Raw genomic sequence first — 12,559 nt, 5'->3', positions numbered from 1 at the left:
CTACTGTAATTGGAAATTAATTGGAATTTGTACCCGATGAGCGATGGCTTGCCCTTGCTCTAGCTGATTTGAAAAACGCCATTCTTTAATCGTGCTTAGGGCCCGTTCATCAAGTACGCGGTGGCCACTGGACTCAAGCAGTAATTGCTTGATTTGATTACCTTGTTCGTCAAGCCACACCTCAATCATAACCTTGCCTTCTAAGCCTTTCTTCCTTGCGATCCTTGGATAGGTCACAGGTGTCGGTTTTGCGTTAAATCTAGGTTTTTTCACCAACATAGGTTTACTGTCTTGTGCGTTTACCTGTGCTGGTGGAGTGTGCTGTCGCTTTTCGGTTTGGGGTGTTGCTGGTTCTTCCTTCGAAGGTTGAACGGAAACGTGCTCTTCAGCTTTGGATACACTCTTTTCGGGCTTGCTTAGTGGTTTCTGTTCTACGATTGGAGTAGGGGTTTTGCTTCTAGCTTGATCTTTTTTCTGCTTAATAGGGGGACTTTTCTCCGGAAGAAGAGAAGCGGCTTTTGTATTTGGCTCACTGACTGATGCTGGAGCTTGAGTATTTTGTTGTTCAACTTCCGCTGTTTTTTGTTCCTTTGGCGGCGTTGCTGTTACTGTTTTTTCCGTGATGCTATTTTCTTTTTCAATCATGGGCTTAACGGCAGAAATCGTCATCAGCTGAATTTGAAAAGATTGTGCTCCTTCCTCAGTCGATACATTAATTGTGTCTTTCTGTGGAGTGTACGACAGCGCAATACCGTGTATTAGGCATGCTATTAAGCCAGCAATGAGATAACGGAGCTTTGTCATTTTCAGCCATTAATGAATCTATCAAAGAATGTTAAAAATGATAATATTCTTAAATGCAAATGATATCAAATATCATTTGCATTGTTAAAATGAGTGGGTATGATAGCCACTCATCCGATTTTCGTTTTATGAATTAAGAATTTTAAGTTGGGATTTGGCGAATGGCTTGTTCAATAGTAGTGGTAACTACTTGAATGCCAAAGCGTAACTAGGAGTAAACATGTACACCACTTTTCCCGAAGAAGAAGTAAAACACAAAGTGACAGCAGCGTTGTCGGAAGATGACTCTACCCCAGTATTTAACATGTCTCAGCAATTGGGGTTAAGCGAAGGCGCCATTACTTTTGCTCTGCCTGACGAGATGGTAACCCGAGTAGCAGGTGAACACGCCCAGACTATTTTAGAACAGTTACCAGAGTGGGGAAGTGTCACGACTATTGTTCACTCTTTCGGCTCGATCTTTGAAACCAAAGCCAATTTCCCGAAAGGCAAAGAAGCGCACGGCTACTATAACTTAATGGGAAGAGAGGGCGAACTTCATGGTCATCTTCGCTTAGATCTCGTAGAACATATCGCGTTTGTGAGTAAGCCATTCCGAGGCATGGAAAGTTACTATATTGGTTTCTTCAATTCCGATGGGGATTGCGTGTTTAAAGTGTACGTAGGCCGAGACAAAAAACGTCAGCTTTTCCCTCAGCAGGTAGAAGCGTTTAAGCAAATGAAAAAGGAGTTTGCCGCGTGAATATTGAAAGTCAGCCACAAGAAAATGTTCAACGAGAAGAAGTTCGTCGCGAACGTCTGCAAGGTCGATTAGAGCCAGAAGTTCGTGAATTTCGTGATTCTCGCAAAACCTTGCAGTTAGCAACCATTAACGCTGCTGGTATTCCGAACGCTACCTATGCGCCATTTGCTTTTGATAGCAAAGCTTATTACATCCTCGTGAGTGATATTGCCGCTCATGGGCAGAACTTAAAAACGAACCGCAATGTTTCGATTTTAATGATCGAAGATGAAAGTGAATGTAAGAACATTTACGCCCGTAAGAGACTGACTTTCGACACGCGCGCAGAACTTGTTGAAAGACAGACCGAAGATTGGGTCCAAGGTGTTGCCGCGCTAAAAGCGCGATTTGGAGAGATTATCGATAATTTAAGCCAGCTAGGTGACTTCAATCTTTACCGCTTAGTGCCTGAATCAGGACGTTATGTTAAAGGGTTCGGACAAGCGTTTGTTATTTCCGGCAATGACATGCTCGATTTTGTTCATTTAACAGAAGGGCATGTGAAAGCTGAAAAGGAGCGTATGGAGCAATAACTAATACTTAAAAGCCAATGCTTACTAAGTAAATACATAATCTGAAATCTCAGCTCAACTAATAACAATATTTCCATAATTTTGATGCCTCGAAGCGGCTCGCGTGCGAACGTCGCTTGGATTCGTGCACTTCAAATTCAGGGAAACCACTGAGCTCACTTAACATTTAAACATGGACATAATAATGATTAAGCAAACTCCGCTTGCGATAGTTATCGGCGCGTTGCTATCAGCGCCTGCTGTTGCAGAAGAAACTACCTATTCATTTGACGAAGTCGTTGTGTCGGCAACGCGTCTAAATACTCAAACGATTGATACCGCTGCATCAGTTACCGTGATTGATGAAGAGGCTATTGAACACAATATGGTCGAAGATGTTGAAGACCTATTTAAATATACACCGGGCGTCACTTTGCAAACGAATGCTCGGCAAGGTGTGCAAAGTATCAATATTCGCGGTATAGAAGGAAACCGCATCAAAGTTATTGTCGATGGGGTAGCACAACCCAATCAATTTGATTCTGGAGCGACGTTTGTTAACTCGTCTCGCGTTGATGTTGATACCGATATGATTAAAGCCGTTGAGATCGTCAAAGGTGCAGCTTCGTCTTTACAAGGTTCAGATGCGATTGGTGGCATTGTCGCGTTTGAAACCAAAGACCCAGCAGATATTTTAAAAGGTCGTGATTTCGGCGGTTATGCAAAACTCAACTACTCTTCTTCGGATAAAACTTTCAGTGAGTCTATTGCATTAGCAAATAAGATGGGTGATTTAGAATCGCTGGTTGCTTATACCCGACGAGATGGTCAGGAAGTGGATAATTTTGGTCAACCAGATGAACAAGATAGCAGTGCTAATAATCTATTGGTGAAACTGCAGTACCAATTAAATCCAGCTCATCGGTTAGAGTTTTCTGGAAACTATATTCGCAACAAGAACGACTTGGAGTCACTGACTTTTAGTGGGTATCAGAATGCATCTGGTAGCGACGAAACTGAACAATATCAAGTTGGTATTAAGCATATTTGGGATGCAGACGTTCTATTGGCTGACCGAATTACCTGGCAGCTTGATTGGATGAGCAAAGAAGAAAATGGCATCACTGATCGCACATCAACTCGAACTGGGAACGTGCAAAAGAAAGATTACATTTATTCAGATGAAGGCATCCAGCTAGATGCTCAGTTTGATAAGTCTTTTGTAATAGGCAGTGCTGAGCACAACTTAGTTTATGGCGCGTCTTTCTCAGACAAAGATATTGCTAATACTAACCAAGAGTTCAACTCTGTAGGTAATGACCAAGTTATTTTCTATATTCCTGAAGCAGCAGAAACGCGTTACGGTATGTTTGTACAAGACGAAGTTTCTTGGAATGATTTCATTGTCACACCAGGGCTTCGTTTTGACTCATTCGAAACTAAACCGGGCGATACCAGTGCGAACCCAAGTCAAAATGATGCCAGTGAATATAAAAACTACTCTGATTCAGCTGTTACTGCTCGTTTAGGAACGGTTTACAAACTGACGGAGCAACATCGCTTGTTTGCACAAGTCAGCCAAGGTTTCCGTGCTCCAGATTTCGAGGAATTGTATTACTCTTACGGCAACCCAACTTATGGATACGTTAATAAACCGAACCCAGATTTAGAAGCGGAAGAGAGTATCTCTTATGAAGCTGGATGGCGTTTTAACTCAGATTCAATGAGTAACGAAATCGCGGTTTTCTACAGTGATTACGATAACTTCATTGATAATCAGTTAGTTTCGGGCAGCTTCCAAACAAGGAATGCTGTTTACCAGTCAATTAATATTGAGAAAGCAACCATCAAAGGCGTAGAGCTTGCCAATCAGTTGTCATGGGATGCTTTCATGCCAGTTGAAGGCTTTAGTTCACGTGTTGCAGCTGCTTATACTGAAGGTGAGGACGGGGAAGGTAATCCGCTAAATAGTGTTAACCCATGGAATACTGTTGTGGGCGTTAGCTATGATTCGGTCAATCAATGGGGTACAACCATTAACCTGACCTATACAGCGAATAAGAAACAGAGCGATATTGATGGTGACTACTTACCAATCGATGCGGCGACCGTGGTTGATATTACGGCTTACTACAAGCCAATTAACGACCTAACTTTACGTGCTGGTATCTTCAATCTCACTGATGAAGAATATTACAATTGGAACGATGTCCGTGGTCTGAGTGCAGAAGATAAAGATCTTACTCAAGCAAAACGTAACTTCTCTCTTACTGCTAAGTATGAGTTCTAGACGTTAATTCTAGTTATTAGTAAAGACAAAGAACGAAAAATCCCCGAGTTTTACTGCTCGGGGATTTTGCTATTAGGAAGTGGTTGTTATTGGGAAGTTGATGCCGACACTTTCAAATACTCTTCCGCTTCTTTCACTCCCATATAACGGCTTAGAGTTTTCATCGGAACATCGTGTAAATCCACCACGATCAAACCATCTAAGGCATCATTAAACGCTGGGTCAACGTTAAAGCTGACCAGTTTTCCGTTTAAACCGAGATACTGTCGAAGCAACACTGGTACACCTTTCCCTTCATCAATACGAGCAATCACTCGAGACAGCAGTTGAAGATCAGCCAGAGAAGTCAGCAAACTCGCGTTCCATTGGGCCGGCACCGTTGGTAATGGGTTGGAAGCTACCACTAAATCTGCCTGTTTGTTGTCGTAGTAATGCAGTGTCATGGTATCCGCCAATAAGCGACGCGCTTGTTCACTGTAATCATTGCTGATGCTGACGGGGCCAAACAGGTGAGTGTATTGAGGATTTCTATGAATAAATGCGCCAATTCCTTTCCAGAGCAGGAGCAATGGTGCCATGCTCTTCTGGTAGTACTCATCAATCACCGAGCGTCCTAGTTCTATAGCGTTACCCATATTTTCTAGAAAGCGCGGATCGTAATTAAATAGGGTGCTGGAATAGAGCCCTTGAATACCTTGGGCTGCGACAATTTTGTCTACCAGCCCCAAGCGATAAGCGCCTACCATTTCATCTCGTTCTCTGTCCCAGATGAAAAGATGCAAGTACTCGCGGTCAAACTCATCCACATCTAACGCCATCCCAGTCCCTTCGCCTACTTGACGAAAATTCTTTTCACGCAAGCGTCCAATCTCATGCATTAAAGAAGGGATGTTTTCGGACTGAGTACAGTAAACATCAAATTCGTTAAGGCTAAGCAAGTGTGCTGATGAAGGAAGTGCTTCAATATCTTCAAGCAGTTCAACAAGCGGTAATCTGTCAGCTATAGGTTGTGAAGTGTCATCTAAGTTGGTTTTATCTCGCGACAGTGTTTTTTTTGCACCGAGCAGGTAGGTGTTCAAACGTAAGTAATTGACCAACTGCTGATCGCAAAGATGTTGCATTTCTTTGTAGTGAATTGGATCGCTAATCGAGATGTCGATACAGGTTTGTTTTTTATTCAGCAATTCGCGACCGAGCATTACGGTACGGAGCAGCGGATGTATTTTCCCTGCCATATAGAAACGAGTCGAGTTATGACCTTCGATATAAACGGGCAATGCTGCTGCTTTGTGTTTTTTGATCAGTCGGCTAACCGACTGGCTCCATTCTTTATCTTCCAATCGGCGTTGTTTGCTGTCTACCAATTGGGAGACTTCGCCAGCAGGGAACATCAACAATAAGCCGCCTTGCTCTAAATGCTTATGTGCCTGACGCATCGCTTGTAAGTTAGCTTTACGTGCTTTATCTGTTTCAAATACATCGACACCAATAAACAGGGAGTCCAGCTCTGGGACTGTTTTAAGATATTGATTTGCGAGTATTTGAACGTCAGATCGAATCGTAAGGAGCATCTCTGCCAATATCACACCTTCAACACAGCCTAGCGGGTGGTTGGCAACCACAACCGTTGGTCCAATTTGCGGTACGTTGTTAAGTGAACCTTTAATCAGTTGGTAATCAATACCTAATATTTCGAGCGTGAAGCGAAGGAACTGGCGAGTGTCGCACCCTGCAGGGCGCTGTGCATAGAATTTATCAAGTTGACTTAAACCCGTTGCCCATTCTGCTAGGTTTTCACCTAAACCAAACGGCGTTTTTCGTGGCAATTTAAAAGGGCTTTTAGACAGCATGTTAACCTCACAATACTTGTATTATGAGCCCATGCTAGAAGGTTAATATTTCACCTAAGCTGCAGTTATGTGAGTCTTTGATGTCGGATTCTTTGCAAAATGATGAATGATTGGTTGTTGGCCGAAGGATAGGAACAACGAGGTCTTCTATTACTTTGGTTGCCGGCGCGGAGCAGTGAGTTACTGCATCATCAACAGCATGGTTTGAGAAAACTTCCTTATATTTCATTGTTTTTTTGGATTTTCTAACGCTGATGCCGCAGCTCATCGTCTATCCCCTATGTGCCTATCAGCGAGGCGCTGGGGCTGAAGGTTCTATCTTTACTCCTATTGTGTTGATTTTTATTGCGGATTGTATTTTTGAGTAAACAAAGATAGATCATAAAATTAATATTGCAAATACAAATAATATTTGTTCTCATTTTGTTTGTTGAATTTATAACAAGTAAACGGAATTATTGAATGAATAAATTATTGACTCAGGCTCCTTTGGCGGTCGCGATTAGTTCTACGCTAGTGGCTCTAAGTACAGTGGCTTCAGAACAGGCGAACTCCAGTCCATCGGCTACCGAAACAATTCAAGTTTATGGGTATCAGTACGAAGGTTACGCCGAACATATGCCGCAGTCGGGAAACAAAACGGATGTGGAATGGCTCGATGTGCCGCAAGCTGTATCGGTTGTGACTAAAACTGAAATGCAAGATCGTGGTGCTGTGCGTTTAGTGGATGCGTTAGATGGGGTTAATAACCCGCTTGCTCTGATTTATCAGTTTTAAGTGGTTTGTTCACTGAGTTTAAAGAGAAAAATGAAATGCTTACCTTGTCGATTTTGCTGAACTTAATATTGAAAAAAGAAAGCACTATGAAAATTGAGAAACAAATTACGATCAAACACTTTTCAACTGTTCTGCTGATGCTGCTGAGCACTATTTTCGCGTCATTTACCGCGATGGCTCAAACACGCAGTGTGCAAGATGAGCAGGGCACCTTTGAGATAGAATCGATACCGCAGCGAATTGTGGTTTTAGAGTTTTCGTTTGTGGATGCACTTGCCGCAGTCGGTGTATCGCCAGTTGGTGTTGCAGATGATAACGATGCTACTCGTGTGATCCCTGCGGTCCGCGCAAAGATAGAGCCTTGGGAATCGGTTGGCATGCGCTCACAACCAAGTGTCGAAGCGATTGCTGTACTCAAACCGGATTTGATCATTGCAGACGCCGAACGTCATCGTGCGATTTATCAAGATTTACAGCGAATTGCGCCAACTTTGTTGCTGAAAAGCCGTGGTGAAACATACCAAGAAAATCTCGAATCTGCGCGAAAAATCGGTGTTGCGATTGGCAAACAAGCACAAATGACGCAACGAGTGGATCAGCATGAAAAGACTATGGCGGCGTTCAAACAGTACTTCACTACACAAGAAACGTTTCAGTTTGGAGTTGTTTCTGATAAAGGTATGTGGCTGCATAGCCCTGCGTCTTACGCTGGTGGTGTATTGAGTACATTAGGAATCCAAAGTCCGCTTGCTCAATCTACGCAAAATGCCTACATACCAACCAGCTTCGAACTATTACTAAAAACCAATCCAGATTGGCTATTAGTTGGATTTTATTCTCAGCCAAATGTTATGGATGAATGGCGACAAAATCCATTATTTAAGCTTCTAACTGCTGTTAAAAAGCAGCAAATAGTCGAAGTCTCACCTGAATTGTGGTCGTTGAATCGTGGCATGTTGGCTGCTGAAGAAATAGCCAGAAATCTTGAAGAGTTGCTGGGTCGATCATGAATGCTTCGATAACAGCAGATCGTCCCGTTTCGGTTAGCTATCAGTATTATTGTCAGGTGAGTCTGTTTGTTTGTGCAATCGCGTTATTGACTTTGTCAGGTTATACCGCATCGATGATTGGTTGGTCTAACTTCTCACTGAGTATCATTGATTTAGCAAACTATTGGTTCGATTTTGATGAAGGCAATATGTTGCATCAAATACTCGCTACACTCCGTGCTCCAAGAGCCTACGCATCGTTATTGATTGGTGCTTCGCTTGCGGTATCTGGAGCTCTAATGCAAGGGTTAACACGTAACCCTTTAGCGTCTCCATCCATTCTTGGTATCAACGCTGGAGCAGCGTGTTTTGTCGCTCTGTCTTCGATTGGCATGCCTATCTTTAGTCAGCTAAATACAGTTATCAGTGCGGTATTGGGTGCGCTGTTGAGCGGCGGTGCGGTGATGTTATTGGGTGGTTTTTTCTCTTCTCGATCTCACCCGCTGCGTTTGGTTCTAGCTGGCATCGCAATCAGTGCGTTACTTGTAGGGTTAACACGTGCATCCGTGATTTTGGCTGATGACATGGCATACAGCGTATTGCATTGGTTGACGGGATCATTCTCTGCTGTGAATTCCGAACAATGGCAACTGCTATGGCCATTTGCGACGTTAGGTTTAGTGATCTCGATGGGATTAGCGCGTAACTTAAATTTGCTCGCTCTGGGTGAAGAGGTCGCAGTAGGGCTTGGTGGCAACATTCGCATTACACGTTTGGTCTGCGGATTAGTGGTTGTGCTACTGGCTGGATCCAGCGTTGCTATCGCTGGGCCAATAGGCTTTGTTGGGTTATTAGTGCCGCACTTAGTAAGGCCGGTTGTTGGTCTTAACTATCACATTTTAATTCCGGTTTCCGCTCTTTGTGGTGCGGCATTAGTAACGTGGTCGGATGCTTTGTCGCGTTCGATTGCATTTCCGGCTGAAACGCCTGTAGGGGTGATAACCGCACTATTGGGCACGCCTTGCTTTATCGTGATTGCAATGAGGAAACCATTATGATGAATCAGGCCAAACTGAGCTCGTTGGTAGTTATTATGCTGATGGCATCCGTCGTCACGCTGTTTGTTGGCGCGGCTTCTTTGTCCGTCCAACAAGTTTTCACATTGCTATTTTCTTTTTCGGATTCGGACTTTGTCATTCACCAATACCGATTGCCGAGAATGTTGCTCGCTATTGGTGTTGGAGCAGGACTAGGGCTATCAGGTGTGTTGGTGCAAGGGGTAATACGTAACCCACTTGCATCGCCAGATTTAATGGGGATAAGTGCGGGCGCAGGATTGGCTACTACCGCTTGCTTAGTGTTGTATCCCGATTCGCCAACTTCATTGTTGCCGATAGTCGCCATGGTAGGAGGTTTGCTTGCTGCTGGCTCTATTGGTTTATTGGCTTATTGGTCGAAGCCAACACCAGCACGTTTGGCGCTTATTGGCGTTGCGGTCAGTGCATTCTTGGTCAGTGGTATCGACTTTCTATTGATCGCTAATCCAATTGAAATCAACACTGCAATGGTCTGGCTTACAGGAAGTTTGTGGGGAAGAAACTGGCAACAAGTGCCGTTTATTTGGAGTGCACTTTTGCTACTGCTACCTTTGGCATTTTGGCTTGCATGGCGTTTAGATCTCATGGGGCTGGGGGAGGAAAGTGCTACAACACTTGGTGTGAAAACCCAAAAGGTTAAAATTCTTGCACTCATTTCTGCAGTGTTGCTCGCGAGTATCAGTGTATCTGTTGCTGGTACAATCAGCTTTGTTGGCCTTCTTGCACCGCATCTCGCGCGTTTGTTGTTTGGTCATAACCACAAGTTATTGATACCTGCTGCTGCTGCGCTTGGATCACTGTTAGTTATTTGTGCCGATGGATTTGCCAGAAGTTTGCAGCCACCAATTGAGCTGCCTGCAGGAGTGCTGACATCTGTCATTGGTGCGCCATATTTTATTTTTCTTTTGTATCGTTATCGAGGTTGGTAAGTATGTTGCGAACGCAAAACCTATCCGTCGCGTACGGCAAACAAACCATCATTCCAGCTCTTTCTTTGTCTATTCCTCAAGGCAAAATTACCGCTTTAGTTGGCCCCAATGGCTGCGGTAAATCGACACTCTTAAAAACCTTGGTACGCATTAATAAACCTACCTCTGGGCAAGTGCTGTATAACGACAGGCCATTGAGCAGTTACGACGATAAACGTTTGGCCCGTTCTCTCTCTTTGTTACCGCAGATTCTTGTCAGTCCGGAAGCCATTACAGTCAGAAAGTTGGTTGAGTATGGTCGCTCACCTTATCTTTCTCATTGGGGTAGATTCTGCATGACAAAGCATTGGTTGAGCAAGCTATGCAAGACACTGGGGTGATGGATTTTGCAGATATGCCTGTTGATTCGCTGTCTGGTGGTCAACGACAAAGATCTTGGATTGCTATGGTGATGGCGCAAGACACTGATGTGGTAATGCTAGACGAGCCAACGACTTATCTGGATCTTTCCCACCAAGTCGAACTGATGAAACTTATGAGACAGATGAATGAAAAAGGCAAAACCGTGGTGGTAGTGCTGCATGATCTAAACCAAGCTTGTCGCTACTGCGACCATTTGGTTGTGTTGGAAAAAGGTCAATTGGTGGCGCAAGGAGAGCCGCAAGAGGTACTGACAGAAAGCATGTTGGCATCGGTATTTGATTTGCAAGCTCGGGTATTTAACGACCCAATTTCTGGCACTCCGATGTGTGTGGTAGCTTGATTTTATTCAGTTTGATCCGTCCCAGCAGTTTTGAACACCGAGTTAAGTGAGTACAATCCTAACGAGGTGAACAATGACAACTAAGAAAACTAGAATTAAACATTCCCCTGAATTTAAGGCAGAAGCCCTGAAGTTAGCAGATAAAGTAGGAGTAGCTGCGACAGCAAGGCAGCTTTCTTTACATGAATCTCAAATCTACGGGGGCGGAAGAACTTGAAGAAAGACACCAATACTAGTCAGCGAGAGCAAGAGCTAGCCGCAGAGGTTGCCAAACTCAAAAGGCAGTTGGCTGAGTAAGCAGAAGAGTTAGAAATTTTAAATAAGGCCGTCACCTACTTCGCGAGAAATCTAAAGTAAATTTCTATGAATTTATGCTCGAACACCTGCTGAGCTTCAGTATTGTGCGTATGGCTAAGGCGTTCGGGGTATCCCGAAGTGGTTTTTATTACTGGGTTAAGCACCGCCATAAGGCCATCCAACACGAGGCAATTGATACAAAAGTCAAAGAAGCTTTTGACAACAGCAAAGGCCGAGATGGCTCAAGGCGTATCCAAAAAGAACTGTCTGATAGCGGTGATAACTACAATGTTAAAACCATTGCTGCCAGTATGAAGCGTCAAGATTTAACGCCGAAAGCTGTACGCAAGTTTAAGAGCACTACGGACAGCAAGCATCGAATGCCTGTTGCTCCAAACCTAGTGGCTCAGAACTTTAGCTCATCGGCTCCGAATGAAAAATGGGCTGGAGACATCACCTATATAGCCACAAGCGAAGGCTGGCTGTACTTGGCGGTAATTATTGACCTTTACTCAAGACAAGTAATTGGATGGTCTATGGATACCAGAATGACGGCTACGCTGGTCTGTAATGCGCTATCAATGGCGTTGTTCCGTTGCGGATTCCCCGAGCAGGTTATCGTTCATAATGATCGAGGTAGTCAGTACTGCTCAAAAGATTATCGAGACCGCATAACTGATTATAATCGAACGAGAAGGCACAGTGCTCTTGGATATCTAAGCTCAGTTAACTTTGAACAGCAAAATGTCGCTTAATGAAGTGTTCAGTCTGGCTGTAGCAGATCACTTTGATCCAAAGTTGACCGTTGGTCAATTAAAATTGACCAACGGTTGTTCTCTCTTAGTAGAAAGATCTGATTGTAGAACTTGCTCTTAGTTCCCTTCTATTCTTATCCTGAGTTCAGGTTATTCAACATCATCCACAGAAACAATGCTATAGGATGTCGATGATTTAAATACACGAACTTTAAATCCTATCTCCTTTAGAAAATCGTAGTTATGCCCTGCAACAGCAGGCCAGACGGCAAGTGCAGACAATCGAGTGTTACCCGTATTTATCAATCGGTGAGCGACAAATCCTGGGATATGATGCACGCTGCCCGGAAAGACTCTCTCAATGGACACTTCTCCTTGCTCCGTTTGCATGAGCAGTAAACCCTCCCCTTGTGAGCCAAAATAAAACTCCGCTTGTTCTTTACGTTGGTGAATATGTCCTCTAGTCATGTGGAACTCATCACCTATGGAGCCCGGTTCGATATGCGAAACACCAAAGTTTAACTCTCCTTCTTTTTGCTGAGTAGGCAGCATCTCTACTTGGTAAATGACTTGATCCTGAGCAGCTTTAGCGCGCTGGGTTTCGTTAGCAAATACGCCTTTAAGTGCGCCAAGCACGGTTTCTTTGCAGACTACGTTTTCTGCATCAATATGACCTGTTGAGTAATTGATGCTCGGAGGAATAGATAAATGCATG

The 12,559-nt window shown here is 43.8% G+C and carries 9 protein-coding genes and 3 pseudogenes; 9 read left to right on the top strand and 3 right to left on the bottom strand.

The genetic code is table 11. The annotated features are described in order from the left end of the window. Positions 1 to 645, bottom strand: a complete 645-nt coding sequence (locus tag L3V23_RS04690) for an energy transducer TonB (protein ID WP_237291944.1) — start codon at positions 643 to 645, stop codon at positions 1 to 3. 379 nt (positions 646 to 1,024) lie between these two features. Between L3V23_RS04690 and hutX the strand changes: the two genes are divergently transcribed. The 3 genes from hutX (at position 1,025) to L3V23_RS04675 (ending at position 4,387) form a co-directional block, all read left to right on the top strand. Then, positions 1,025 to 1,546: a heme utilization cystosolic carrier protein HutX gene (gene hutX / locus L3V23_RS04685; protein WP_237291943.1), complete on the top strand. Its 522-nt coding sequence runs from the start codon at positions 1,025 to 1,027 to the stop codon at positions 1,544 to 1,546. After that, positions 1,543 to 2,118, top strand: a complete 576-nt coding sequence (gene hutZ, locus L3V23_RS04680; RefSeq protein WP_102955389.1) for a heme utilization protein HutZ — start codon at positions 1,543 to 1,545, stop codon at positions 2,116 to 2,118. The genes hutX and hutZ overlap by 4 nt, the downstream gene beginning before the upstream one ends. Before the next feature lie 184 nt (positions 2,119 to 2,302). Next, the gene (locus L3V23_RS04675; protein WP_180980363.1) at positions 2,303 to 4,387 is read left to right on the top strand and encodes a TonB-dependent hemoglobin/transferrin/lactoferrin family receptor; all 2,085 of its coding nucleotides are present in this window, start codon (positions 2,303 to 2,305) and stop codon (positions 4,385 to 4,387) included. Between the two features lie 86 nt (positions 4,388 to 4,473). On the opposite strand, the gene L3V23_RS04670 is transcribed toward L3V23_RS04675, so the two are convergent. Then, complete coding sequence (locus tag L3V23_RS04670) at positions 4,474 to 6,237, bottom strand: lysophospholipid acyltransferase family protein (protein WP_102967108.1); 1,764 nt, start codon at positions 6,235 to 6,237, stop codon at positions 4,474 to 4,476. A gap of 462 nt (positions 6,238 to 6,699) precedes the next feature. On the opposite strand from L3V23_RS04670, the pseudogene L3V23_RS04665 reads away from it, so the two are divergent. From L3V23_RS04665 to L3V23_RS04640, 6 genes and pseudogenes are all read left to right on the top strand, one after another. Beyond that, positions 6,700 to 6,987: pseudogene (locus L3V23_RS04665) on the top strand (TonB-dependent siderophore receptor); the annotation flags it as partial. A gap of 113 nt (positions 6,988 to 7,100) precedes the next feature. Further along, a complete protein-coding gene (locus tag L3V23_RS04660) occupies positions 7,101 to 8,024 on the top strand; it encodes a Fe(3+) dicitrate ABC transporter substrate-binding protein FecB (RefSeq protein ID WP_237291942.1) in 924 nt (307 codons plus the stop codon). After that, entirely contained in the window at positions 8,021 to 9,061 is a 1,041-nt protein-coding gene (locus tag L3V23_RS04655; protein WP_237291941.1) for an iron chelate uptake ABC transporter family permease subunit, read from the top strand. The genes L3V23_RS04660 and L3V23_RS04655 overlap by 4 nt, the downstream gene beginning before the upstream one ends. Then, positions 9,058 to 10,029, top strand: coding sequence for an iron chelate uptake ABC transporter family permease subunit (locus tag L3V23_RS04650; RefSeq protein WP_237291940.1), 972 nt, complete (start codon positions 9,058 to 9,060; stop codon positions 10,027 to 10,029). The genes L3V23_RS04655 and L3V23_RS04650 overlap by 4 nt, the downstream gene beginning before the upstream one ends. 2 nt (positions 10,030 to 10,031) lie before the next feature. Next, positions 10,032 to 10,792 (top strand): annotated as a pseudogene (gene fecE, locus L3V23_RS04645) (Fe(3+) dicitrate ABC transporter ATP-binding protein FecE). A gap of 73 nt (positions 10,793 to 10,865) precedes the next feature. Then, a pseudogene (locus tag L3V23_RS04640) lies at positions 10,866 to 11,844 on the top strand (IS3 family transposase). A 150-nt stretch (positions 11,845 to 11,994) separates the two neighbouring features. Here the strand turns inward: L3V23_RS04640 and L3V23_RS04635 are convergent. Then, a complete protein-coding gene (locus L3V23_RS04635; RefSeq protein ID WP_102967112.1) occupies positions 11,995 to 12,558 on the bottom strand; it encodes a glucose-6-phosphate isomerase family protein in 564 nt (187 codons plus the stop codon). Position 12,559: the final 1 nt, after the last annotated feature.

Origin of the sequence: Vibrio sp. A1-b2 (genome assembly GCF_021726015.1) — a bacterium.
GTDB lineage: Bacteria > Pseudomonadota > Gammaproteobacteria > Enterobacterales > Vibrionaceae > Vibrio > Vibrio diazotrophicus.
The sequence above is the reverse complement of the archived record's forward strand: the minus strand, read 5'-3'. Positions and strand labels throughout refer to the sequence as shown.

Excerpts from the sequence above, each read along its gene's own strand:
- L3V23_RS04635 (WP_102967112.1), bottom strand. The coding sequence starts at position 12,558 with ATGCATTTATCTATTCCTCCGAGCATCAATTACTCAACAGGTCATATT.
- L3V23_RS04650 (WP_237291940.1), top strand. The coding sequence starts at position 9,058 with ATGATGAATCAGGCCAAACTGAGCTCGTTGGTAGTTATTATGCTGATG.
- L3V23_RS04675 (WP_180980363.1), top strand. The coding sequence starts at position 2,303 with ATGATTAAGCAAACTCCGCTTGCGATAGTTATCGGCGCGTTGCTATCA.
- L3V23_RS04690 (WP_237291944.1), bottom strand. The coding sequence starts at position 645 with ATGATTGAAAAAGAAAATAGCATCACGGAAAAAACAGTAACAGCAACG.
- hutX (WP_237291943.1), top strand. The coding sequence starts at position 1,025 with ATGTACACCACTTTTCCCGAAGAAGAAGTAAAACACAAAGTGACAGCA.
- L3V23_RS04660 (WP_237291942.1), top strand. The coding sequence starts at position 7,101 with ATGAAAATTGAGAAACAAATTACGATCAAACACTTTTCAACTGTTCTG.
- L3V23_RS04670 (WP_102967108.1), bottom strand. The coding sequence starts at position 6,237 with ATGCTGTCTAAAAGCCCTTTTAAATTGCCACGAAAAACGCCGTTTGGT.
- L3V23_RS04655 (WP_237291941.1), top strand. The coding sequence starts at position 8,021 with ATGAATGCTTCGATAACAGCAGATCGTCCCGTTTCGGTTAGCTATCAG.